Raw genomic sequence first — 24,322 nt, 5'->3', positions numbered from 1 at the left:
ATGGCCGCGATGACCGCCAACGAGATCAACGCGATCGAGGAACGCTTCCCACAGGTGTTCCGCCGCCCGCTCCACAAGCGCTTCGGCCCCCTGTTGCTGGTAGCCGGCACCATACTCTATCTCGCCTATGCCTTGTGGTTCTTCAGCCTGCCGCAGGTGCTGCGCGAATCGCATTGGGAGCGCCTGCCGCTCTTCCTGGCTCAGTGGGTCAGCTACGATTTGCAGCCGGAGTTCCGCCTCGACCAGCCCGAGATCACGCCGAAATATCCGCGCTTCTCAGCCCTTGGCGAGAATCCCAACCCCGACTGGGTGCTCAAGAATCCGGACGGCACCTTCACAGTGCTGATCGACGGGCCGGCCAAATCCGTCACCTTCGACAAGACGAGGGCGACGATTGTCGCCAACGGCCAGACCGTGCAGGTGTCGCTGACCGGCGGCAAGCCGGTGATCGCCGGGCCGGTGCCGAACTGGATCACCGCGCATGACGACGAAGTCGTCGCCAGGATGGGCTTTGTCGGCGAGGTGCGCGTCACCGTCGACCGCGTCAAGGTGCGCAAGCGCTTCCTCGGCTGGGCCAATTTCGTCTTCGACACGCGCTCGCCCTTCTTCGGCAAGTCGCCCAGTGAAGTGGTCTCGCTGATCCTCTCCGGCCCTGAGCTGAAGCCCGGCACATCGAACCTCGCGCTTGCCGCCGACAACATCTGGAACAATGCCCAGTGGCAGCATGGCGATGTCTGGACGAAGCTTCTGCAGACCATTGTCATGGCCTTCCTCGGCACGCTGCTCGGCGGCATCGTCGCCTTCCCGCTCGCCTTCTTTGCCGCCCGCAACATCACGCCGAGCGGTCTGCTCAGCCAGGTGCTGAAGCGCTTCTTCGATTTCATGCGCTCGGTCGACATGCTGATCTGGGCGCTGTTCTTCACCCGCGCCTTCGGCCCCGGCCCGCTCGCGGGCAGTGCTGCGATCTTCTTCACCGAGATCGGCACGCTCGGCAAAACCTATTCCGAAGCGCTGGAGAACATCGACGACAAGCCGCGCGAAGGCGTGCAATCGACCGGCGCCAACGGCTTGCTTGTGCAGCGCTACGGCGTTCTGCCGGAAGTGGTGCCGGTGTTCATCAGCCAGACGCTCTACCAGTGGGAATCCAACACCCGCGGCGCCACCATCATCGGCGCCGTCGGCGCCGGCGGCATCGGCCTGAAGCTCTGGGAAGCGATGCGCACCAATTCGAATTGGGCGAACGTCTTCTACATGGTGCTGCTGACGCTGGTCGTCGTCTTCGTCTTCGACAACATCTCGAATTTCCTGCGTCGCAGGCTGAGCCGCACGATCCACGACTACAACAGGCTGCAGGCCGAGCAGGGATAACCTTGTGACCCATAAGCGCTGGCATCGTATGGTGCCACGCCAAGGGTCGACCCCCACTCCGTCGAGCTGCGCTCGACACCTCTCCCCCGATCGACGGGGGAGAGGAACGGCACCAGGCCGTCCGAGCCGATGCCTGTCCTCCAAGGCGGAGGCTTCTTCCTCTCCCAAACCACCAGACTCCCTTCCTCTCCCTCCGGAGGGGGGAGAGGTGGCTCGGCGAAGCCGAGACGGAGTGGGGGAACCACCTGGCAACCGCGACGAACGCAAATAGAAAATGGACCAGGCGCAGCGCCCTACGCCGCCTTCCTCCACCCATCCCTGATATGCCTGTACCCGTCCCGGTAAACAGCCTCCGGGCTCTCGGCAAAGTCGCGCCACACCCTGGTCGCCGCCGCCAGATCCTTCAGCGAGCGGCCGAAAGATTCGATCGTCAGCCAGTCGTCATAGCCGCTCTTGCGAATGGCCGAAAAAGTCTCCTTCCAGGGGATGTTGCCGCGCCCCGGCACGCCGCGGTCGTTCTCCGAAATATGGATGTGGACGACATTCTTGCGGTTGCGTGTATAGGCGCCGATCGGGTCGGCTTCCTCGATGTTGGCGTGGAAAGTGTCGTACATGGCCTTGATATGCGGCCGGTCGATCGCGTCCACATGCTCGGACAGATCGTCCATTGTGTTGAGCAGATAGCATTCGAAGCGGTTGAGCGCCTCCAGCCCGATGGTGACGCCCTTCTTGCCGGCATGGTCGCCAATGGCGCGCTGCGAGGCGACCGAACGCTTCTTCTCGGCGGCCGTCGGCCCGCTGCCGGAAAAGGCGCCGAGCGTCGAATGCAGCGGACCGCTTAGCCGGTTGGCGCCAAGTGCCCCGCTGCAGTCGATCGCCCATTTCATGTAGTCGATGCCGGCCCTGCGCCCTGAGGCATCGGCCGAGATCAGGTTCATCGCCGGATCGCCCATGGCCGAGACGGCCGTTCGCTCCAGCCCGATGCGGTCGAGCAGTTCGCCGAGCTTTCTGTAGTCGTCGGGCGTGCCGGAAAACACCGGGATTTCGACGCCGTCGAAGCCGGTCGCCTTGATGTCGCGAAGCAGCGCCTCGTGCTTCTTCGAGACGCTGGTCGTCCATAGGAACATGCACATGCCGATTTTCATCGACATCCCCCCCCTAGATTTCGCGACAAGGGGCGTCGAGATTCAGGTCAGGCCGGCATCACCTGAATATCGATCCCCTTAGAGCTTCGTCCACGCCCCATTCTTCTTCGACGACTTCACGCAGGCCTCGATGAAGGCCATGCCTTCGACACCGTCGGCGATGGTCGGGAAGACGACATCCTTTGCCGGCTTGCCGCCCTTCCTGCGCGCGGCGCGGATGGCGCGGGCTGCCTCCTGGTAGATGTTGGCGAAGCCTTCGAGATAGCCCTCCGGATGACCCGACGGAACACGGGTGACACGCCCTGCGGACGGCAGCGCGCCGGCGCCGGCGCGGGTCAACAGCTGCTTCGGCTGGCCGAACGGCGTATACCAAAGATAGTTCGGATCCGCCTGCACCCATTCCAGCCCGCCTTTCGAGCCATAGATGCGCAGCTTCAGCCCGTTCTCGTGGCCGGGAGCCACCTGGCTCGCCCAGATCATGCCCTTGGCCGGATGCGCCTTGCCGACCGGCTTGAAGCGCAGCATGACGTTGATGTTGTCGTCGAGCTGCCGTCCCGGCACGAAGGCATCGAGGTCGGCCGACAGCGTGTCAAGCTCCAGTCCGGAGACGAAGCGTGCCAGATTGTAGGCATGCGTGCCGATGTCGCCGAGTGCGCCACCGGCGCCGGCCTGCTTGGGATCGGAACGCCACGCCGCCTGCTTCTGCCCAGTTGCGGCGAGATCTTCCGTCAGCCAGTCCTGCGGATATTCAGACTGCACGATGCGGATGTCGCCGAGCTGGCCCTTGGCCACCATTTCGCGCGCCTGGCGGATCATCGGATAGGCGGTGTAGTTGTGGGTGAGCACGAACACCTTGCCGGTCTTCTCGACCAGTGCCGCGAGCTTTTTCGCCTCGGCCAGCGTGGTAGCAAGCGGCTTGTCGCAGATGACGTGGATGCCGGCCTCGAGGAAGGCTTTGGCGGCCGGCACATGCACGTTGTTGGGCGTGACGATCGCCACCGCCTCGATGCCGTCGGGCCGCTTGGCTTCGGCCTTGGCCATCTCGGCATAGGAGCCGTAGCTGCGCGACGGATCGAGCCCGAGCTCTGCGGCGGAAGCTTTGGCGCGCTCCGGGTTCGCCGACAGCGCGCCGGCCACCAGCACGAAGTCGTTGTCCATGCGCGCCGCGATCCGGTGCACCGCGCCGATGAAGGCGCCTTGCCCGCCGCCGACCATGCCGTAGCGGATCGGGCCGCCTCCCGTTTCCGACTTCGATGCGCCGACCATTCCTGTCCTCCTTACTGTCTCGGATCGCCCTGCCCGCGAAGGGCGGGTAAAATGCTAAATGCCCATCATCGCGCGCAGCGCCTTTTTGTCGGTCGCGCCGCCGGCGAAATCGTCGAACGCCTTCTCCGTCACCCTAATGATGTGGTGCTGGATGAACGGCGCGCCTTCGGCCGCGCCATCCTCCGGATGCTTCAGGCAGCATTCCCATTCCAGCACCGCCCAGGAATCGTAGCCGTACTGGGTGAGCTTGGAGAAGATGCCGCCGAAATCGACCTGCCCGTCGCCCAGCGAGCGGAACCGCCCGGCGCGGTTTACCCAGCCCTGATAGCCGGAATAGACGCCTTGCCGCCCCGTCGGGTTGAACTCAGCGTCCTTGGCGTGAAACGCCTTGATGCGCTCGTGGTAGATGTCGATGAATTCGAGATAGTCGAGCTGCTGCAAGAGGAAATGCGACGGGTCGTAGTTGATGTTGCAGCGCTTGTGACCGCCGACCGCGTCGAGGAACATCTCGAAGGTGGCGCCGTCGAACACATCCTCGCCCGGATGGATCTCGTAGCCGATATCGACGCCGTTCTCGTCATAGACGTCGAGGATCGGCTTCCAGCGCCTGCCGAGCTCGGCGAAGGCCTCCTCGATCAAGCCGGCCGGCCGCTGCGGCCATGGGTAAAGGTAAGGGAAGGCCAGCGCTCCACAGAAGGACACCGAGGCCTTCAGCCCCAGATTCTTCGATGCCTTGGCGCCGAACTTCATCTGCTCGACCGCCCATTTCTGCCTTGCTTTCGGATTGTTGTGCACCGAAGCCGGCGCGAAGCCGTCGAACTGCGCGTCGTACGCCGGATGCACCGCTACCAGTTGCCCTTGCAGATGCGTCGACAGCTCGGTGATCTCGACGCCGGCATCGGCGCAGATGCCTTTCACCTCGTCGCAATAGGCCTTGGAGGTCGCCGCCTTCTCAAGGTCGAACAGCCGCGCGTCCCAGGTCGGAATCTGCACGCCCTTGTAGCCGAGGCCGGCCGCCCATTTGGTGATCGACGGCAGCGAATTGAACGGCGCGGCATCGCCTGCGAACTGCGCCAGAAACAGACCGGGGCCCTTCATCGTCGACGGCATCGGCATCCTCCCTCTCTCATTTCACGACCAAGCATAGCGCTGATTGAAAGCAGGGCCAGCCCGTTTGGTGTTTTCCTGTCGACGCCAGCACGCGCCGCCATTCTGGTATGACCAAATATCGACATTTGGTCAAGCGGCCGCACAGCCCTCTGAAGCGCTTTCGTTCGTCACAAACTGTGAAAATATGTTAGATTATTCAACGAAGTAAGCAGAGACTAGCATCGCCGCACGCGACTTCTTGCCGTGCAGCTGAAATTGCGGTAGACCTCGCATCAGGCCCAATTGGTCGAACCAGTTTGCCAAAAAGACACTGGAGCACCTTGGGGAGGAATCGCGCGGCGGGGTTCTGCTGGAGCCACGTCGTGGGAAACGTGACAGGCGAATTCTGGGAAGGATAGACCATGCACCTTTCGACGCACAACTGGATGCGGGCGGAGCCGCTCGAGGTGACGCTGAAGCGCATCAAGAAATTCGGCTATGAGTCGATCGAGATCTCCGGCGAGCCCGCGCAGTACAAGACCAAGGAAACGCGCGCGCTCTTGAAGGAGCACGGCATCCGCTGCTGGGGCTCGGTGACGCTGATGCTGGGCGAACGCAACCTCGCCGCCAAGGACCAGGGCCAGCGCGAACGTTCGGTGCAGTACGTCAAGGACGTGCTGACCATGGTCAGCGAGCTCGACGGCGAGATCATCACGCTGGTTCCCGCCACCGTCGGCAAGGTGGTGCCCGACGGCACCGAGGCGGAGGAATGGGGTTGGGTGGTCGACGCCACCCGCGAGTGTTTCGCTCACGCCAAGAAGGTCGGCGTCAAGGTCGCGGTCGAGCCACTCAACCGCTTCGAGACCTATCTCTTCAACCGCGGCGCGCAGGCGCTCGCGCTTGCCGATGCGGTCAGCCCGGAATGCGGCGTCTGCCTCGACGCCTATCACATCCACATGGAGGAATTTAACGTCTATGACGCCATCCGGCAGGTCGGCAAGCGACTGTTCGACTTCCACGTCGCCGACAACAACCGCTTCGCCGCCGGCCTCGGCCAGATCGACTGGCCGCGGATCGTGCGCACGCTGAAGGAGATCGGCTATGACGGCGCGCTGACCAACGAGTTCGTCGCCCCCGTCGACCGCACGCCGGCCGCGCCCTATCCCGACATGGTCGAGCGCCATCCCGTCGACATCTCGCCCGAGCAGCTGAAATTCATCCAGGATCACGGCTCGAGCGTGCTGACGGAGAAGTTCTACACCGACCAGATGCGCATCACCGCCGAAACGCTGTTGCCGCTGATCAAGTAGCCGGTCCAAGGGAAGACGCCCTTCCGCCGAACGGCGGCGGGGCCGGGGATGACCATGCGCATCAAGACGGTCCAAGCCTGGTGGGTTCGCATACCGATCGAAGCGGTGAAGCAGCATCGCAGCGACTTCGGTCAGGTGACGACGTTCGACGCCGCCATCCTGCGCATCGAAACCGATGACGGCCTGGTCGGCTGGGGCGAGGGCAAGAACGCCGCCGGCAGCACCGGCAGCTACGGCGCGCTCGTCCACATGCTGAACCACGAGGTCGGCCCGCAGCTCATCGGTCGCGACCCCGCCGACATCGGCGTCATCTGGGAGATGCTCTACAACGGCGTGCGCCATCACACCGCGGCCCATGCCGGGCATGCCATGCCGCAACTGGCACGGCGCGGCATGAGCGTGGCCGCCATCAGCGCCGTCGACATCGCGCTCTGGGACATCCTCGGCAAATCGCTCGGCCAGCCGGTCTGGCGGCTGCTCGGCGGCCGCAAGGTCGAGCGCATGCAGGCCTATGCTTCCGGCGGCTGGGCGCCGGCTGAGACCATCGGCGAGCAGCTCAAATCCTACATCGCCAAGGGCGGCTTCAAGGCGCTGAAGATGCGCATCGGCGCCATGGATGGCGCTCCGCATATTTCCGCCGCACGCGTCCGCGCGGCGAGGGTGGCGCTCGGCGCCGACGTCGACCTGATGGTCGACGCGCATGGCACCTATACGGTGGCCGAGGCGAAGCGCTTCATCCAGCTTGCCGGCGACCTCGACCTCGCCTGGTTCGAGGAGCCGGTGATCGCCGACGACAAGCCTGGGATGGCCGAAGTACGAGCCTCCAGCTCCATCCCGATCGCCACCGGCGAGAGCGAGGCGACGCGCTACGCCTTCCGCGACCTCGCCGTTCTGAAGTCGGCTGACATCTTCCAGCCGGATCCCGCCTTCTGCGGCGGCATCAGCGAGGCGATGAAGATCGGCACCATCGCCAGCGCTTTCAACCTGCGCTTTGCCCCGCATCTGTGGGCCGGCGCGCCGTGCTTCTTCGCCGGCCTGCACGTCTGCGCGGCCTCGCCGGCGAGCTTCACCGTCGAGTATTCGCTCGGCGCCAACCCGATGATCCACGATCTTATCGAAGAGACTGTCGAAGCGAAGGACGGTATGATAGCGATCCCTGAAAAGCCTGGATTGGGTTTCACAATTTCCGAGCGATTCCTGGAGGCGCACGCGCACCGCTGCTGACCATGAAAGAAAAGAACCTTCTCGCGGAACTCGCTGCCTATCTGTTCTCCAATTCGGACAAGGAGACGGGCCGCACGCCGTCGGAGCGCGAACTGGCCGAGCATTTCGCCGTCAGCCGCGGCCAGATCCGCGAGGCGCTGGCCATCCTGGAAGCCATGCGCATCGTCGAGCGCCGCGCCAAATCCGGCATCTATGTCGACACCAAGCAGGCGAGCGTCGAGGCGTTGGCCCTTTTCGCCCGCGCCGGCCTGCCGCTCGACCCGATCCAGATCTACGAGACGGTCGAGCTGCGCAAGATCCACGAGATCAAGGCCGCCGAGCTTGCCTGCTCGCGCGCCACCGAAGAGAATTTCGAGCGGCTGCGCGAGATCCTGAAAGCCTCGGAGGAACGCATCGCCGCCGGCGAGGGCCTCGCCAAGGAGGACCGCGAGTTCCACCTCGAGATCGTGCGCGCCACCAAGAACGGCATCTTCCACAATATCTGCAGCGTCTACTACCTGATGGGCGAGCAGCGCCTGCCGATCTATTTCAACGATCCCGAGCGCAGCGTGCGCTCGCATGCCGAGCACATCCAGATCTACGAGGCGCTGTTGCGCCGCGACGGCAACCTCGCCCAGGCGCTGATGAACGCCCATCTGCAGGGCGCCGAGAGCTACTGGAAGGGCCTGATCGAGGGCCGCGGGGCGGAGCCGAAAAGCCCGGCGCTCGAAAAGGCCTAGAGCATTTTGCAGCCAGGCGGCATCGCTTGGCGTCGCAAAAATGCGGCAAACAAACGGGAGCCAGATGCCCAGAATCCTGTCGACGCATCCGCTGCATCCGCGCGCAACCGGCATGCTGGCCGGGGCAGGCAAGCTGGTCGTCGCCTCGGCGCTGGATGCAAAGACGCTGGTGGCGGAAGCCGCTGATGCCGACATCGTCATCGTCCGCGCGCCGCTGCCGCCGGAGCTTTTCCAGGGCGCGGCCAGGCTGCGCGCCGCGATCCGTCACGGCGCCGGGCTGGACATGATCCCGGTCGAGGCGGCGACATCTGCCGGCGTGCTGGTGGCGAACGTGCCGGCGGTCAATGCGCGCTCGGTTGCCGAGCACGTGATGTTCGTGACGCTGGCCCTGCTTCGGCGTTTTCGCATGGTCGACCGCGACTTGCGGGCCAATGGCTGGCTCGCCGGACGCGACCACGCCAACTCCAACACCGAACTCGCCGGCAAGACCATCGGCATTGTCGGCCTCGGCGCCGTCGGCCAGGCGGTCGGCCATATCGCCGCGCATGGCTTCGACCTCAACGTCGTGGCAACGACGCGCAGCATGCGCCCGGCGCCCGACAAGGTCGGCTTCCTGTCGATCGACGCCCTGGTCGAGCAGAGCGACATCATCGTGCTTTGCTGTCCGCTGACGGAGGAGACGCGCGGCCTGATCAGCCGCGAGCGCATTTCGCGCATGAAGCCGAATGCGCTGCTGATCAATGTCTCGCGCGGGCCGGTGGTCGACGACGAGGCGCTGATCGAAGCCTTGCGCAAGGGCAGCATCGGCGGTGCCGCGCTCGATGTCTTTGCGACGCAGCCGCTGCCGCAAAACCATCCCTATTTCGGCTTCGACAATGTCATCGTCACCCCGCATATGGCCGGGATCACCGAGGAATCGATGATGCGCATGGGCGTCGGCGCCGCCGGCGAGGCGCTGCTGGTGCTGGCCAACAAATTGCCGCTCAATCTGCGCAACCCGGAGGTGATGGAGCACTACCGGCGGCGCTTCCCGGTCGACCTGTAACCCGTCACAAGCGGTGCCTCAATTTTCACGGATTCGACGGGGACATTGCCGTCATGTCCATCGCCCGCCTCTTCATTCTTGCCGCCGGCCTCTGCGCAACGACTGCGCCGGCTTTCACCGATGGGCAGGATGGCTATGTGTTCTGCGACAATGGCCTTCGCTGTATCGCGGCGCCCTGCCCTTCGAACAGCGCGCTCGACCTCGCCACCGGCAAGATCATCAAGGGCGTCGCGATCGACGTCGATGGCCTGCCGCAGGAAGACAAGGCGCTCGACCTCCAGGACAAGCTCTATGCCGGCAAGCTCGTGATTGCCGGCGCGATCGAGAACCGGCCCCAGACCTTCAACGGCAAGCAACACTGGCTGCCGACGCTGGTCGCGACCGGCATTGAACGGACCGCCAAGGACAGCGAACGCAAGCACTGTTCGTCGCGCTGATACGCACACCGGTCACGCACCGAGCAGCCGCTCAACTTCCGCCGCGACGCGCAGCAGATGCCGGTCATGGCCATTGCGCGCCACCAGCATCAGTCCGGCCGGGCGCGCCGTTCCCGGCATCGGCAACGAGATCGCGCAGAGATCGAACTGATTGGCGACCTGGGTGTTGCGAAGCAGCAGGCCTTCCGTCCGATCGCGCAGCGCCGTGTCGCTTGCCATCGAGGCGATGGTCGGCGCCGTCACCGGCGTCGTCGGCAGGGCCAGCACGTCGACGGCGGCCAGACGCTCGTCCATCGCGGCGGCCAGCGCCGTGCGGCGGCGGATTGTCCTGATATAGACCGAAGCAGGGATGGCCAGCGCGCGCGACAACGGCCCGCTGACATGCGGATCGACCGGCACGGAAGCGCCTGTCGCAAGCCAGTCGGCGTGGACCTCAGCGCCCTCCATCGAGGCGATCGTGCCGCGCCTGGTCGCGGCACGCATCTCGGCAAGCAGGTCGTCGATCGACAGGTCCGCGACCCGCGCGCCGGCCTGTTCGACCTTGCCCAGGCATCGATCGAAGGCGGTCGCGACCTCGCCTTCGGTATCGTCGAAAAGAACACCGCGCGGGATGCCGACACGAAGCCCGGCAAGCGGCAACGGCAGATGTAGTGGCGGCATCTCCTCAGCCGCCATTGCCGCATCGGCGACGGCACACGCGGCGACACTCAGCGCCAGCGGGCCGATCGAATCCAAAGTAGCGGACAATGGAAATGCGCCGGCCAATGGCACGCGCCGTGCCGTTGGCTTGAAGCCGACGACACCATTGAGCGATGCCGGTATGCGCACCGAGCCGCCTGTGTCGGAGCCGATAGCGATGTCACAGGTGCCTTCGCCGACGGAAACGCCGGCGCCCGATGACGAGCCGCCCGGTATCAGGCTGGCGTCGGTGGCGTTGCCGGGCGTACCGTAATGCTGGTTATCGCCGATCGCGGTGAAGGCGAATTCGGTCATGTTGGTCTTGCCGAGGATGACCGCGCCGGCCTGGCGCAGCCGGCTGACGATGGCGGCGTCGCGCAAGGCGGGCGCGGCGGTCTTCAGCATCAGTGAGCCGGCCGTGGTCGGCTCGCCGGCAACGTCGAACAGATCCTTGATCGAGACGATCGTGCCGTCGAGCGGTCCAAGCGTCACACCGGCCCGCTTGCGCGCATCGCTAGCGTCGGCCGCTGCTCGCGCCGCCTCCGGATAAAGTCTCACGAACACGCTTTCGTCGTTCGCACGAGCCGCGAGACGCGACAGCAGAATTTCGAGATGATCGCGGACTGACTGCACTTCGGTGTCGGACTCCGGATGGCTGCAACGTCTTTAGGGCATGATCGCGAAAAGTGGGAACCGGTTTTCGGAAAAGATCATGCTCCAACAAGAGTTGGATCAGGATGACGATTCAACGCAACGTCATCCTGATCCAAGCCAGAGCCAGCATCTGGCTTGCGCGAAGCAATAACCCGGCCGAGGCAAGTTTGCACCTACCGGGCCGAAGGGAGAGAAGCAACGATGCTCTACAAAGGTGGCTGCCACTGCGGCAAGGTGGCGTTTGAGGTCGAGGGCGAACTGGCTGGAGTCGTGCGCTGCAACTGCTCGATCTGCGCGCGCAAGGGCGCACTGCTGTGGGCCGTGCCGCATGACCGGCTGAACCTCGTCGCCTGGGGCGACGACCTTGGCCGGTACACGTTCGGCAGGCGCGCCATCGCCCACCGCTTCTGCCGCACCTGCGGCATCCATCCCTTTGCCGAGGACGTCGGCGAAGGCGGCGAGCGAAGCGCCTATGTCAACATCAATTGGCTTGAGGACCTCGATCTCGCGGCCGTCGAGATTTTCGACTTCGACGGCCGCTCGGCCTAGAAACCACCTATCGGTAGCCCGTAGCGTCGGCCGGCCGGCCGGCATCCTGGACCTCCGGGACATAGCGCCAGGCATCGGGGCGCGAGCCGTCTAGATCGGTGAAGCCATAGATCTGCGCAAGCCCGCCGCTCGACAAGGATTGTCCGCTCCAGCGCGACCGGTCCGGATCGGCGGCCAGCGCCACAACCGCGCGGCCGACGAAGCGCGGCGTCTCCGAGATGATGAAATGCGGCACCCGTTCGGTCGCCGCGCGCCAGTTCTCCTCGCTGACGCCGAAGGCTTCCAGCATCATTTCGGAACGCAGCCAGCCGGGCGTCAGCGAAACCGAGGTGGCACCGTGCGGAGCGAGGTCCTTGGCATGGGCCCATGCCATGCGCGTCGCCGCCACCTTGGCAAGGTCGTAGAAGGGCGAGAGCCGGTAGTGGTCGGCATTGTATTCGGCGGTGCCGTCGGTGACTTCGATGTGCAGCCCGCCCGGCCGTTCGACTATCAGCGGCAGCGCATGGTGCGCGGTGATCAGATGCGTATCGATCGCCAGGCGCAGCAGGCGCAAGCCGTTCTCGAGATTGTGGTCCCAGACCGGTTTGTTCCATTCGAACAGTTTTTCGCCGCCCCAGAGATCATTCACCAGGATGTCGAGGCGGCCCTGTTCGGCGCGGATGCGTTCGACCAACTTGCGGACATCGTCGGCGATCAGATGGTCGACCTGGACGGCAATGCCCTTGCCGCCCTGCGCCGTGACCAACTCCGCCGTCTCCTCGATGGTCTCCGGACGGTGATAATCCGACTGCTGCGTCCGCGTCGTGCGCCCGGTGACATAGACGGTTGCGCCGGCAGCGCCGAGCTCAACCGCGATTCCACGGCCCGCGCCGCGCGTCGCGCCGGCGACAAGCGCCACCTTTCCTTCAAGCGTCATCGAAACCTCCCAGACAAAACACCACACGAGGGCTGGCGCCCGCCTCGCTCCTCATTTATAAATGATCATTCGTTTATAAATGGATGTCAAGATGACCCGGCCGAAGACCCAGTCCGACCAGCAGGTGCTGGAGGTGGCTTACCGGCTGATGCATGCGGAAGGCCCGGAGGCGCTGACCTTCGAGCGGCTTGCGCGGGCGTGCGGCCTTTCGGGATCGACACTGGTGCAGCGTTTCAAGAGCAAGGCGCAGCTGAAGCAGCGCACGCTGCTTTATGCCTGGGATTTGCTCGACCGGAAAACCGGGGAGCTGTCCGGTTCGGCCTTGAAGACGCCGGCCGGCGCCATCCAACTGCTGGTCGCGTTGTCCAGCGGCTATGGCGACATCGAATCCTACGCCGAAGGTTTGCTGGTCCTGCGCGAGGATCTGCGCGACCCAGTGCTGCGGGCGCGCGGCGCCGCCTGGAAGGCGGCATTGAGCAAGGTGCTCGCCGATTGCTTTGCCAATGTTCCCGGCGTGCCTGAGGACATCGGCTTGCTGATGGCGGCCCACTGGCAGGGTTCACTGCTGTGGTGGAGCTTCGACCCTGACGCCATGGAACTCACTGCCTATGTCGAGCATAGCCTGAAGCGTTTCGTGGCGGCCATCACGACAACGTCGGCCCGAACGGTTGCCGGGCCGACGTAAGGATGATCGTGCAGGGGGCTGGCTAGTCCGCGCGCTTCGGCCCCATCACGAGCGCCACCAGGGCGGCCAGCAGCGTGGCGATGCCGCAATAGGCAAAGGCGCTGGCAACACCCGCATTGTCGACCAGCAGGCCGCCGAAGACGGCGCCGAGCGCGATTGCCACCTGGAACGTGGCGACCATCAGCCCGCCGGCGCTCTCGGCCTCGTCCGGCGCGGCGCGCACCAGCCAGGTCTGCAGCCCGACCGGCACCGCGCCGAAGGCAAAGCCCCAGGCTGCGACGGCGATTGCCGCCGTCACCGGTGAAGCGCCAAGGGTAAGCAGCACCAGCGCCGACAAGGCAATCAGCAGGGGCGCCAGGGCGACCGCGGCCTTCAGGTTGCGCTCGGCCAGGAAGCCGCCGGCGAAATTGCCAAAGAACCCGCCAATGCCGTAGCCGAACAGCACCAGCGAGATTGTCTCGATCGGCAGCGCCGGAACCACCTCGAGATAGGGACGCACATAGGTGAAGCCGGCGAAATGCCCCGAGGCGACCAGCAGCACGACCAGCAGCGCTGCCCTGATCATCGGCCGCTTCAACACCTCCAGCAAGGTGCGCACGCTGGCAACGCCGGCCGGCGGCAGCCGTGGAATGGTGGCAAGCTGCACCAGCAGCGCCAGCGCGCCGACAACGGCCGCGATCATGAAGGCGGTGCGCCAGCCCCAGACATCGCCGACAAAGGCGCCGACCGGCGCCGCCGTGACGGTGGCGACCGAGACGCCGGTGAGGATGATCGACATGGCGCGCGGCATCAGCCGCATCGGCACGAGCCTGAGCGCCATCGCCGCCGACATCGACCAGAAGCCGCCGAGCGCGACACCGAGAACCACTCGGGCCAGAAGCAGCATCGTGAGCGAGGAAGCAAAGGCGGCAAGCAGATTGGAAACGATCAGCAGAATGGTCAGCATCCACATCACCAGCCGGCGGTCGAGCCGCTTGGTGATGATGGCCATGGTCGGCGCGGCGATCGCGCCGACCACGGCCGTCGCCGTCACCGCTTGCCCGGCGGCGCCCTCGCTGACGCCGAGGTCCTGCGCCAGCCGCGTCAACAGGCTGGCCGGCAGGAATTCCGCCGTCACCAGGCCGAACACGCCGAGCGCCAGCGACACCACCGCCCCCCATGCCGGTTCCGTTCGTTCCTCCGGTTCGATTCTGTCGAGAACAGCGGCGTCGACAACGCCCGTGGCGGGTTCGGTCATGGCAAATTCTCCGATCTGTCTGCAGCGCCACCTAAGAGATGACCGGCCTGGGCTCCCACCCGTTACATGCTTGGCGGACGGCTCGTCAGCTCGGTCTGGTTGCGGCGCAACATTTGGCTGCAGTGCAACATAGGGAGTGACCGGTTGGAGTTTCCATGCTAAAAACTCCGAAATGAATTACAATTCGTCCAAAACAGCGCTGCCGGCTTCCGGCGATCCGCTCACCGACATGCTGCGGGGATTGCGCCTGGACGGGGTCGATTATGGCCGTTGCGTTCTCGGCGAACCCTGGGCGGTGTCCTTTCCCGCGCAGAAGGCGGCGCGGTTCCATTTCATTGGACAGCAGGGCTGCTGGCTGTTTACGCCGGCGAAGGAATGGACCCAACTGTCGGTCGGCGACGCGCTGCTGATCCCGCGCGGCGACGAGCACATATTGGCCAGCGCGCCGGGCGTGCCTCCCGTGCCGATCGGCCGCTACACGATCGAGCCGGTCTGCGAAAACATCTATGACGTCTCCAACGGCTGTGATGGCTGCAAGACGCTGCTGTTCTGCGGCAGCATGCATTTCAATCTCGACGGCTCGCATCCGCTGCTCGACATGATGCCCGACCTGATGCAGGCGCATAAGCTGATGGCGAACGCGCCGGGCATCCAGCATCTGCTCGACGCCATGGCCGGTGAGGTGACGATGGACCGAGTCGGCTCCGGCGGTATCCTCGCCCGCCTTGCCGATGTGCTTGCCGCCACCATCATCCGCTCCTGGGTGGAGAACGGCTGCGGCGACGCCACCGGCTGGATCGCCGCCGTCCGCAATCCCGATGTCGGCAAGGTGCTTGCCGCCATCCACCTGCAGCCGGACCGCGACTGGACGGTCGAGTCGCTGGCCCGCATGATGGGAGCATCGCGATCCGCCTTCGCCCAGCGCTTCGCCAGCGTGGTCGGAGAGACGCCGGCCAAATATGTGCTCAGCGTACGCATGCACCAGGCGCGGCAATGGCTGGCCCGCGACGGCATGCGCGTTTCAGTGGCCGCGGCGAAGCTGGGCTACGATTCCGAAGCCTCCTTCAGCCGCGCCTTCAAGCGCGTCATGGGGATCGCGCCGAGCCATCTGCGCAATACAGGCGACAGCGACGACCACGCCTGACGTCGCGGCGGCAGGCCCCATCGGACTGGAGGAATTGCCAAATCTTTTGGACGACGGGCCATTCCCGGCCGGCGGAGGCCGCATAAGCTGGCCGGCGGAGGAAACCGCCATGGCCAATCGTCTCGCACCGCTTGTGCTCGCCGCGCTCGCCGTCCTTCCCGGACGAGCCTTCGCTCTCGAAGACAGCTACCTGCCGGCCGACAAGATCCCTTATGTCGTCGAAGCGCCTGACCAGCCGCAGCGCCTCGGCCCGCTATGGGGCGAACGGGCGAAGGGGCCGGCCGGCACGTTGCTGAAAGTTCCCGGCAACTGGCGCGCGCCGGTCCATGCGCACACCGCCGACTATCGCGCCGTGGTCATCAAGGGGCTGTGGGCGCACTGGCAAATGCAGGGCGGCGAAGCGACCAAGGTCAAGTTGCCGCCCGGGTCGTACTGGACCCAGAAGGCCGATGAGATGCATGACGATGCCTGCCTCTGTCGGACACGGAGTGCGTGATCCTCCTGATCAACGACACGCCCTACCAGACCTACCTGCCGAAATAGCCTGGCAAAGGCGCCGATGCGCCAGTCCAGGCGCAACTTGACGGGGCCGTCTAACCGGCGTGCCTAAGGCTCACGCCGCTGCCCTTGTCGAACATCACCACCTTGTCCGGATTCCAGGCAAAGCGCACCGGCTGCTCGATCTCGACGGCGGTCCTTGCCGGCACGGTGGCTCTCAGCATCGCGTCGCCGACCCTCAGCGTTACGATCTTTTCGACGCCGTGATTCTCGACGTCGTGGACGCGTGCCTCGACCGGCGCGCCGCTCTCCAGATAGACGTCCTCGGGACGGATGCCGAAGACGAGCGGGCGACCGTCGGCCGCATTGCCGGTCTTGGCTCCCCCCGCAAGCGGCAGCTCGAAACTCATTGGCGCCATCACCGCCCGGTTATCGACCAGCTTGCCGTCCATAAGGTTCATCGGCGGCGAGCCGACGAAGCTCGCCACATAGGTGTCTCGCGGATTGTTGTAGATCTCCTGCGGCGTACCGGTCTGGACGATGCGGCCATGGTTGAGCACGCCGACCTTGTCACCCATCGACATCGCCTCGATCTGGTCGTGGGTGACGAACAGGAAGGTGGCGCCGAGCTGCATCTGCAGGTTCTTGAGTTCCGTACGCAGCGCCTCGCGCAGCTTCGCGTCGAGCGCGGACAGCGGCTCGTCCATCAGGAACACGCGCGGCTTGCGCACGATGGCCCGGCCGATGGAGACGCGCTGCATCTCGCCGCCGGACAGCCGGTCGGTCTTGCGGTCGAGCAGATGCTCGATCCGCAGCGTGCGGGCGGCGCGTGCGACGCGATCCTTGATCTCGGCGTCGGGTCCTCCGGTCAAGCCGGAGGATGACGGCGTGACAGTTGGGAGGGCGACGCACACCGACCGTCGCGGACCGGCGCGAGCGCGACCTGCCGTATAGCGTCAGCTGCTGGTCATCGCGCTGTCTTGTTGAGAGCGGTGACGACGAGCGCGAGAATCACCGCCGCGGCGGCGATTTCCCACACGAAAGCCTGCTTGTAGAAAGGCGGCGTGGCGAGCTGCGCCTTGCCGGCGAGAGTGTTGGGGTCCGGTGGATTGAGGAAGAAGACGCCGTAGAGATGCGCCGCCGTGATCGAAACCAGCAGCGCAATGCAGAAGACCAGCGCCACGACCAGCGCTACGGTCACCACACTGCGCACCTTGACGCCCGGCTGGGCCAACGGCAGCAGGTTGTTGATGAGTCCGGCAAGCACCACGAGACCGCTGCCGACCGCGTACAGGCCGATGGAAAAGGGTTGGAAGATCAGCACCAGCGCCATGACGCCGAGGCCAATGATGAAGACCTCGAGGCAGTACGCGCCGGCCCGGCTCATGCCGGAAGAACTGTCGCTCATGACCGCACCGCCTTTCCAGCGCCATCGAAGACATGGGTTTGCCTGGGATCGGGGCGTAGATTCAGCGCCTCGCCGACCTTGACCCGCTGGCTTCTCGTCACCACGACGCGGATGTCGGCGCCTGCCGCCGTGCGGGCATGAATAAGGGTTTCGGCGCCCATGGGCTCGATGAGCTCGGCCCGGGCGGAGATGGTGCCACGGTCCCCCGTATCGGTCGCGGTGAAGGCGCGGGGGCGGACACCGATCGTCACCTTGCCGGGCTGCAGGCGCGCGACCGCCGCGTCCGTGCGGATCGCCAGATTAATGCCGGCCACGGTCATCTCCGCCGTGCCATCGGCGAAGGTCTTGAGGTCGGCCTCGAGAAGATTCATCTGCGGCGTGCCGATGAAGCTCGCCACGAAAGCATTGGCGGGCTTGGCAAAAACCTCGTGCGGTGAGCCGACTTGCTCGATCAGGCCGTCCTTCATGATGGCGATGCGGTCGGCCATGGTGAGCGCTTCGAGCTGGTCATGGGTCACGATCACGGTCGCTTTGGAGAGGCCCTGCAGCACTTCCTTGATCTGGCCACGCATGCTCTGGCGCAGTTCGACATCGAGACGCGACAAGGGCTCGTCGAAGAGGAAGCAATTGGGGTCGCGGACGATGGCGCGGGCCATGGCGGCGCGCTGCTTTTCGCCCTCGGATATCTGGTTCGGCAGCCGGTCGAGAACGTGCTCCAAGTGGAGGATCGCGGCGACGCGGTTGACGCGGGCAGTCCGCTCAGCCCTGGAAATGCCGTCATGATAGAGCGGGAAGGCGATGTTCTCGCCGACCGATGCCGACGGGTAGAGCGCGTAGAACTGGAACACCATGGCGATGTCGCGCTTTTCGGGCGGCAGGTTGTTCATCACCTTGCCGGCGATGACGACCTCGCCGTCAGTGACGCTTTCCAGCCCGGCGATGACGCGCAGGGTCGTCGTCTTGCCACAGCCGGACGGGCCGAGAAGGCAGACGACCTCACCGGCGGCCACCGACAGGTCAACGTCCTTGACCGCGGTGAAGGAGCCGAAACGCTTGGTGACTTTGCGGAGTTCGATGGTTGACATCTCAGCGCTTCACGGTGCCGAAGGTAACGCCGCGCAACAGATGGTTTTGCAAGAAGAAGGTGACTAGGAAGACTGGGACGAGGAACAGGGTTTCGATGGCGGCAAGCAAAGTCCAGTCGGTGCCGCGTCCACCCGACGACACGGCCTGGTTCATGGCGACCGGGACCGTTCTCGTGTCGGGCCCCGAGAGCAACAGGGCGAAGAGGAACTCGTTCCAGGTGAGGATCAGGCCGAACACGAACGTGGCGGCGAGCCCGGCAATGACCTGGGGCAGGCAAATCTTGAAGAACACCCGCATTCCGGACGATCCGTCGATGCGGGCGGCATCCTCGACGTCTGGCGACAATTCATCGAAGAAGCTCTTCATCATCCAGATGGTGAAGGCCAGGTTGAAGGCGGTGTAGAGCATGATGATGCCGAGATACGAGCCCGACAGGCCCACTACACGGAACATCAGGATCACCGGAATGATCACCACAATCGCCGGCAGCATGCGCGTGGTCAGGATGATGAACAGGTAGGTGTCATTGCCTTTCAGCGGATAGCGCGAGAAGCCGAAGGCCGCCAGGGTGCCGATGACCAGCGCCAGCAGCACCGACGCCGAGGCGATGAAGATCGAGTTGAAGAAATAACGGTCGAATCCTGTCGCTTCCGGGGCACCGTCCGGCGTCATCGAGCGGGAAAAGACGGACCCAAAATTTTCGAGCGTGGGCTTGAACACAAAATGGTCCGGAATCAAGCCGAACAGCGACGTGGGCGACAGCGTCGGAGGCACCAGGAGCGCGTCGCCCTGCGGTTTGAAGGCGGTGAATATGATGAACAGCACCGGCAGAAAATAGATAAAGGCGACGACGGCCACGGCGAGCGTCCGCCCCCAGCCGGCCTTGTCTACTCCGCTGGCCCTGCCGAAGCCGAGCTTTCCCAATATCGATTCGGCCACGGGTCAGGCTCCCTGCGTACGGCGGTTTGCGAGGTACAGGTAGAGGTTGGTGAGAACGATCACCATGAACAGCATCAGATAGGAGATCGCCGCGCCCTCACTCGTCTTGTTCTGCTCGTTGGCGATGCGGATCAAGTGATAGGAGATCGTCAGTGTGTCGTTGCCGCCCTTGGTGAGGAGGATGACGAGATCCGCCAGCTTGAATGCCTCGATGGTGCGGAAGAGAAGGGCCAACATCAGAAGGCCGCGGATGTAGGGGAAGGTGATCATCCAGAATTGCCGCCAGCTGGAAATACGGTCGATGGCAGCGGCCTCGTAAAGGTATTTCGGCACCGAGACGAGGCCCGCCAGCACAAGGAGCATGACGAAGGGCGACCACATCCATGCGTCGGCGAAAACGATTCCCGCCACGGCACCGACTTTGTTGCTCATCAGGATGAACTGGTTGCCGGAGATGGAATTGATGACGTAGCTGAGAATCCCGAATGTCGGGTCATAGTAGTAGGTGAAGAACACGCCAGAGGCGACAACCGAAAGCATCATCGGTGTCAGCACCAGGATCAACAAATACTTGCGCAGCGGAAATTGCTTGGCGAACAGGATGGCCAGCAGAAAGCCGACGATCATCTGCGCGGAGACGGTGAACACGACGAACATGGCGGTATTGATCAGCGCGCCCCAAGTCGCGTGAGCAGCGAGATCGTTGGTAAGGATCCGAACGTAGTTCCCGAGTCCGACGAAGCGGATCGTCTGCTGGTTTGCCTGGTAGGCGAAGAACGAAAGGCCCAGCGACCACAGCAGGGGGAAGATATTCATCACAAACAGAACGGCGATTGCCGGAGCGACCAGCAGGGCGCCGAAGTAGTGGCGGCGATACGCGTTGACGGTAAATGCGGCCGCGACCAACGCCGCCGCGGCGCCCACCACCCAGAAGGAGACAGCCGCCGGCAAGCCCGCCATTGATATGGCCGACACGACGACAGCGACAGCGATGGCGAGTTTCCAGTTGTGGGCAACAACCGCGGTAAGGCGTGGTGTCAGCAGCGTACTTGAAACAGCGGTCATGGGAGTCCGAAATATGGAGCGCGTGACGTGGCAATGATGGGGAGCGGCTTTTGCCCGCTCCCCGCAGCTATGTCGGAAGGTTACTGGATAAGGCCAGCGTTCTTCAGGAGGTCCTCCTGGAACTTGGCGATGTTATCCAGGGTGGTCTTGGCGTCCTGCTTGCCCGTGATGGCTAGGTCGTACTGGTCCTGCTGCTGGGTGAGCAGTTCGAAGAACTGCGGCACGTGCCACATGTCCTTCTGCCAGTCGAGCGAGTTCGCCCAGGCGCGGTCCCACGGACGATAGGTCACGTATTTCGGATCGCTGTAGACCGACTTGATCGCGGACTGGCCGCCGCCGGCGGCGAACTGGTGCTGGATATCGGGCGAGAGCCACCACTTCACGAAGCCCACCGCTTCCTTGATTTGCTCAGGCGTCGTCCAGGTGGTGAGAACGAAAGGCTGTCCGCCGATCTGTGACGTACGATTCACCTTGCCGTCGGGGCCGCGCAGGCCTGGCGCCAATCCGAACACCAGCTTGTCGGCAACCTTCGACGTCTTGGGATCGAGCGAGGCTTCGCCGAGACCGATCCAGTCTATGTTCATGGCCACCTTGCCTTCACGGAACAACTGGTCCGAGACGAAGATGTCCATGGTGCCGGTCTTGACCACCGGCGGCATGTACTTCAGCAATTTGAGGAAATGCTCCATGCCCTCGATGGACTTCGGGGAGTTTACGACGCCTTCGGCATGTCCGGTCGGGGCCTTGGTTTCATCCCAGATGCCGCCGCCATGCTGCCAGACAAACGTGTGAACCGAGCTCGTCGAGAAGTCGTAGCCTTTGCCTGCCTGATAGGCGATGCCGTAGAAATCGTCATCCAGCACCTGGCCGGCGAGCTTGTCGCCCTTCTTGCGCTGGAAGAATTCGCCAACATGCTCGAACGTGTTCCAGTCCATGGCGTCGATTTCTTCGCCGGTGCAGGGCAGCTTCTCATTGTACTTCGCCTTGAAGGCGGCCTGCTCGTCGTCGTTGCAGAGCACGTCCTTGCGGCCGTAGGTGACCAGCACGTCCGGGAACTGCGGGAAGCCGTAGTAGTTCGGCGTGCTGTTGGGATAGGTCGAGTAGGCGTTGAGCACGGCGGGATGCATCGACTCCATCGTCGCCTTGAGTTCCGGGTCGGCATCGATGAGATCGTTGATCTTGCGGAAGTAGCCGCCTTCGACGAAGGCGCCCAGCCACTGCGAGTCCGACACGATGAAGTTGTACTTCTTTTCGCCCGAGGTCAACGAGGCGTTGACGCGGGTGTAGAAATCCGGCCACGGAATGAAGTCGACATCGAGCTTCACGGTATTGCCAGACTTGGGCTTGTACTGCTCGTCGAAGAACTTCTTCATAATGCGGGTCGGGGGCCAATCCGGCACCGCCATCGTCAACGTCACTTCTTCGGCAGAGGCATAGGTCACGCCTCCCACCAGTAGCGTGGCAGCGAAGCTTGCGGCTGTCGCTAGCCCTTTCACTTTGGTCATCGCCGTCATTCGCGTTTCCTCCCTTGGTTAACCGGATTGCTTCTCGCCGTTCGCGTCAGGTCATTGCCTGGCCGCTCACGGCGCGGAAGACGTGGATTTTCCTGTTATCGATGGCGATCGATGCCGAATCGCCGGTCCTGATGCTGGCGGCGATCGCTTCCGGCAGCACCATGCGCAACATCTCGCCGCCGGCCTCGACCGAGACGACCGTGATGTCGCCGAGCGGTTCGACCAGATGCACCTTCGAGGCAACCCCGGCTTCGCCCTTGGCGGCGAGCCGAATGTCGCTCGGGCGAATGCCGATCAGCGCGGCCTCGCCGGCATCGGCAGTCTTTGGCGCCGTCGCCGGAACCAGAGTCCCGAGCGGCGTGTCGAAAGACCTGGTGTCGGCGCGCACCGAGGCCGTGAACAGATTCATGTGCGGCGAGCCGATCTTGCTGGCGACATAGGTATGGATCGGCTGCTCGTAAAGCTCGTCCGGCGTGCCGATCTGGACGATGCCGCCATCGCGCATGACGGCGATCGTCTCGCCCATCGAGAGAGCCTCGAGCTCGTCGGGCGTGGCATAGATCACGGTCATGCCGAACTGGCGGTGCAGCCGCTTCAGCTCGGCGCGCGTCTCGTGCCGAAGCTTGGCGTCGAGATTGGTGAGCGGCTCATCGAGGAGAAGAATCTTTGGCCGGCGGATCAGGGAGCGGCCGAGCGCGACGCGCTGCTGCTCTCCGCCGGACAGGGTTGCCGGCTTGGCCTTCAGGCGGTGTGTCAGCTTCAGGATCTCGGCGGTCTCTTTCACCCGCTTGTCGATCTCGGCGCGCGCGGCTTTCTCCTCGCGCAGCGGATAGGCGAGATTGTCGTAGACCGTGAGGTGGGGGTAAAGCGCGAAAGACTGGAAGACCATCGAGATGCCGCGGCCGGCGATCGGCGCATGGGTCATGTCGCGGCCGCCGATCTCAAGCGTGCCGGAGTCGGCCTGGACGAGGCCGGCGATAGTGCGCAGCGTCGTCGTCTTGCCAACCGAGCTCGGCCCGAAGAGTACGAAGAAGCGGCCTTCGTCGACGGCGAAGCTCAGGTCGTTGATGGCGCGCACGGATCCATAGGCTTTGCTGAGCCCATCGAGGCGCAGCGCAATCCCCTTGCCGGCACTGGCGCGAGGCGACGTCTGCGTCACGATGCGCCACCTCGTGCGGACGGAACACGCGCCATCCGTGTGATCCTCCTCGCCCTGCCGAAATGGACTGCTGCTGTCATTCCCGATCCGCCTTTTCTTTCCTAATCTGGTATTACCAATTTAAGATGCTCGTCAAGCGCTTTCTTAAAATTTGCCGTCACCAAAATAAGCTGAAAACGTCCGCTATATGTTGGTATTTCCTTCATTTTTGGCAATTCTCCACCTTCATACCGTTCGCAAAACGCCAATCCTCAAAATCACTGAAATCGCCGACCTTCAAATCTGGTCGAACCAGATTCGCTCCGAGCTACCGCGGCGACCGCCTCGGATTCCCCTCGACGACCCCCCAATCCGGTCCGCGTCGGGAGAAGTCTCATATCCTGCATCCGCTTTCGTCCAGCCCTCCTCCATGCCCAACTCACGCCGCCACCACCCCTGGTCAGGATGGCGTCCGGAGTCGCGCCTGGCGCACCAGCGCTGAGGCCGCCCACCGGGCGACGGCCAGGGTCTTGCCGCTGTCCAGGCCCCAGATGTCCTTCAGCACAATCAGCAGTTCGACGCCGAAAATCAGCGACAGCGCCTGCGCCAGGCGCTCGAATTCGCGCGGCGGCAGCTCGCCCCTCAGTGGCGCAAGCGCATCCTCCAGCAGGTCTATGCGATGGCCGCGTGTGAAGGCCGGCTCGCCACCCAGCGTGCCTGCCTGCTGGCGGGCCCACTGGTCGAGCGACAGCTTCAGCGCCGCCTTGAACGTCGCCTCGAAAGCCTCGATGCGCGGCATGGCGGTGTCGAACAGTTCGGCCACCCGGCGCTCGGGATCGACCGAGCTCGATTGCCAGGTGAGGATCGGTCCCAGCCCCTCGTCGACCACCGCCTGCACCAAAGCCGCCTGGCTCGGGAAATAACGATAGGCGGTGGCGCGGGAAACCTGCGCGGCCTCCGCGACCTCGCTGACCGAAGGGGTGACGCCAGCCTGCATCAGCCTCGTTGCCGTCTCCAGCATCAGCCGCTTTGTGCGCGCACGGGGTCCACGCTTGGCGGCCTGGTCAGCCTCGTCGTTCACTGTGGCTTGTTGACGTGAGACATCCATGTCAATACGGTACGCGCGTCTCAAAAATTTGCAATGGCCTTTGCTTGCCGACGGCTGGCAGAAGCCGACGACAACGTCGGCCGCATTGACGACCGGGGAA

The 24,322-nt window shown here is 64.2% G+C and carries 22 protein-coding genes and 2 pseudogenes; 10 read left to right on the top strand and 14 right to left on the bottom strand.

All coding sequences use genetic code 11. The features are described from left to right. Positions 1 to 1,368, top strand: coding sequence for a phosphonate ABC transporter, permease protein PhnE (gene phnE / locus JG743_RS08270; protein ID WP_202299291.1), 1,368 nt, complete (start codon positions 1 to 3; stop codon positions 1,366 to 1,368). A 293-nt stretch (positions 1,369 to 1,661) separates the two neighbouring features. Here the strand turns inward: phnE and JG743_RS08265 are convergent, their stop codons facing one another. From JG743_RS08265 to JG743_RS08255, 3 genes are all read right to left on the bottom strand, one after another. Next, complete coding sequence (locus tag JG743_RS08265) at positions 1,662 to 2,513, bottom strand: sugar phosphate isomerase/epimerase family protein (protein WP_202299289.1); 852 nt, start codon at positions 2,511 to 2,513, stop codon at positions 1,662 to 1,664. 78 nt (positions 2,514 to 2,591) lie between these two features. Then, the gene (locus JG743_RS08260; RefSeq protein ID WP_202299288.1) at positions 2,592 to 3,779 is read right to left on the bottom strand and encodes a Gfo/Idh/MocA family protein; all 1,188 of its coding nucleotides are present in this window, start codon (positions 3,777 to 3,779) and stop codon (positions 2,592 to 2,594) included. A 54-nt stretch (positions 3,780 to 3,833) separates the two neighbouring features. Further along, the gene (locus JG743_RS08255) at positions 3,834 to 4,889 is read right to left on the bottom strand and encodes a sugar phosphate isomerase/epimerase family protein (protein ID WP_202299287.1); all 1,056 of its coding nucleotides are present in this window, start codon (positions 4,887 to 4,889) and stop codon (positions 3,834 to 3,836) included. 401 nt (positions 4,890 to 5,290) lie between these two features. Here JG743_RS08255 and JG743_RS08250 point away from each other — a divergent pair, with 401 nt between their 5' ends. The 5 genes from JG743_RS08250 to JG743_RS08230 all read left to right on the top strand — a co-directional run bounded on the left by JG743_RS08250 (position 5,291) and on the right by JG743_RS08230 (position 9,603). Then, a complete protein-coding gene (locus tag JG743_RS08250) occupies positions 5,291 to 6,178 on the top strand; it encodes a sugar phosphate isomerase/epimerase family protein (protein WP_202299286.1) in 888 nt (295 codons plus the stop codon). Between the two features lie 54 nt (positions 6,179 to 6,232). Beyond that, entirely contained in the window at positions 6,233 to 7,402 is a 1,170-nt protein-coding gene (locus JG743_RS08245; protein WP_202299285.1) for a mandelate racemase/muconate lactonizing enzyme family protein, read from the top strand. A 2-nt stretch (positions 7,403 to 7,404) separates the two neighbouring features. After that, on the top strand, positions 7,405 to 8,121 hold the full coding sequence (locus JG743_RS08240; RefSeq protein ID WP_202299284.1) for a FadR/GntR family transcriptional regulator: 717 nt from the start codon (positions 7,405 to 7,407) through the stop codon (positions 8,119 to 8,121). 64 nt (positions 8,122 to 8,185) lie between these two features. Further along, entirely contained in the window at positions 8,186 to 9,166 is a 981-nt protein-coding gene (locus tag JG743_RS08235; RefSeq protein ID WP_202299283.1) for a hydroxyacid dehydrogenase, read from the top strand. 53 nt (positions 9,167 to 9,219) lie between these two features. Then, a complete protein-coding gene (locus tag JG743_RS08230) occupies positions 9,220 to 9,603 on the top strand; it encodes a hypothetical protein (protein ID WP_202299282.1) in 384 nt (127 codons plus the stop codon). A gap of 12 nt (positions 9,604 to 9,615) precedes the next feature. On the opposite strand, the gene JG743_RS08225 is transcribed toward JG743_RS08230, so the two are convergent. Further along, on the bottom strand, positions 9,616 to 10,914 hold the full coding sequence (locus JG743_RS08225; protein ID WP_202299281.1) for an amidase: 1,299 nt from the start codon (positions 10,912 to 10,914) through the stop codon (positions 9,616 to 9,618). Positions 10,915 to 11,136: 222 nt separating this feature from the next. Here JG743_RS08225 and JG743_RS08220 point away from each other — a divergent pair, with 222 nt between their 5' ends. After that, complete coding sequence (locus JG743_RS08220) at positions 11,137 to 11,484, top strand: GFA family protein (protein WP_202299280.1); 348 nt, start codon at positions 11,137 to 11,139, stop codon at positions 11,482 to 11,484. A gap of 7 nt (positions 11,485 to 11,491) precedes the next feature. On the opposite strand, the gene JG743_RS08215 is transcribed toward JG743_RS08220, so the two are convergent. After that, the gene (locus JG743_RS08215) at positions 11,492 to 12,400 is read right to left on the bottom strand and encodes an SDR family oxidoreductase (protein WP_202299279.1); all 909 of its coding nucleotides are present in this window, start codon (positions 12,398 to 12,400) and stop codon (positions 11,492 to 11,494) included. A gap of 91 nt (positions 12,401 to 12,491) precedes the next feature. On the opposite strand from JG743_RS08215, the gene JG743_RS08210 reads away from it, so the two are divergent. Beyond that, entirely contained in the window at positions 12,492 to 13,085 is a 594-nt protein-coding gene (locus JG743_RS08210; RefSeq protein ID WP_202299278.1) for a TetR/AcrR family transcriptional regulator, read from the top strand. 22 nt (positions 13,086 to 13,107) lie between these two features. Here the strand turns inward: JG743_RS08210 and JG743_RS08205 are convergent, their stop codons facing one another. Further along, a complete protein-coding gene (locus tag JG743_RS08205; RefSeq protein WP_202299277.1) occupies positions 13,108 to 14,322 on the bottom strand; it encodes an MFS transporter in 1,215 nt (404 codons plus the stop codon). A 172-nt stretch (positions 14,323 to 14,494) separates the two neighbouring features. Here JG743_RS08205 and JG743_RS08200 point away from each other — a divergent pair, with 172 nt between their 5' ends. Further along, positions 14,495 to 15,466 (top strand): AraC family transcriptional regulator, encoded by a 972-nt coding sequence (locus tag JG743_RS08200; protein WP_202299276.1) that lies wholly within the window; start codon positions 14,495 to 14,497, stop codon positions 15,464 to 15,466. Between the two features lie 109 nt (positions 15,467 to 15,575). Beyond that, positions 15,576 to 16,009: pseudogene (locus JG743_RS08195) on the top strand (DUF4437 domain-containing protein). A gap of 50 nt (positions 16,010 to 16,059) precedes the next feature. On the opposite strand, the pseudogene JG743_RS08190 reads toward JG743_RS08195, so the two are convergent. From JG743_RS08190 to JG743_RS08155, 8 genes and pseudogenes are all read right to left on the bottom strand, one after another. Beyond that, positions 16,060 to 16,824, bottom strand: a pseudogene (locus JG743_RS08190) (ABC transporter ATP-binding protein); the annotation flags it as partial. A gap of 107 nt (positions 16,825 to 16,931) precedes the next feature. Continuing rightward, positions 16,932 to 17,372 (bottom strand): hypothetical protein, encoded by a 441-nt coding sequence (locus tag JG743_RS08185; protein ID WP_095772406.1) that lies wholly within the window; start codon positions 17,370 to 17,372, stop codon positions 16,932 to 16,934. Beyond that, a complete protein-coding gene (locus tag JG743_RS08180) occupies positions 17,369 to 18,457 on the bottom strand; it encodes an ABC transporter ATP-binding protein (RefSeq protein WP_202299274.1) in 1,089 nt (362 codons plus the stop codon). Before JG743_RS08180 ends, JG743_RS08185 begins: the two co-directional genes overlap by 4 nt. 1 nt (position 18,458) lies before the next feature. Continuing rightward, entirely contained in the window at positions 18,459 to 19,397 is a 939-nt protein-coding gene (locus JG743_RS08175) for a carbohydrate ABC transporter permease (RefSeq protein ID WP_095084794.1), read from the bottom strand. 3 nt (positions 19,398 to 19,400) lie between these two features. Further along, positions 19,401 to 20,462 (bottom strand): carbohydrate ABC transporter permease, encoded by a 1,062-nt coding sequence (locus JG743_RS08170; RefSeq protein WP_111548867.1) that lies wholly within the window; start codon positions 20,460 to 20,462, stop codon positions 19,401 to 19,403. An 80-nt stretch (positions 20,463 to 20,542) separates the two neighbouring features. Continuing rightward, positions 20,543 to 21,976, bottom strand: coding sequence for an ABC transporter substrate-binding protein (locus JG743_RS08165; protein ID WP_202299273.1), 1,434 nt, complete (start codon positions 21,974 to 21,976; stop codon positions 20,543 to 20,545). Positions 21,977 to 22,022: 46 nt separating this feature from the next. After that, positions 22,023 to 23,135 (bottom strand): ABC transporter ATP-binding protein, encoded by a 1,113-nt coding sequence (locus JG743_RS08160; RefSeq protein WP_202299272.1) that lies wholly within the window; start codon positions 23,133 to 23,135, stop codon positions 22,023 to 22,025. Positions 23,136 to 23,574: 439 nt separating this feature from the next. Further along, the gene (locus tag JG743_RS08155; protein ID WP_202299271.1) at positions 23,575 to 24,222 is read right to left on the bottom strand and encodes a TetR/AcrR family transcriptional regulator; all 648 of its coding nucleotides are present in this window, start codon (positions 24,220 to 24,222) and stop codon (positions 23,575 to 23,577) included. Positions 24,223 to 24,322: the final 100 nt, after the last annotated feature.

The organism is Mesorhizobium sp. 131-2-1 (assembly GCF_016756535.1).
In the GTDB taxonomy this organism is placed as follows: domain Bacteria; phylum Pseudomonadota; class Alphaproteobacteria; order Rhizobiales; family Rhizobiaceae; genus Mesorhizobium.
Note: the sequence above shows the minus strand (reverse complement) of the source record. Positions and strands in the feature narration are given on the sequence as shown.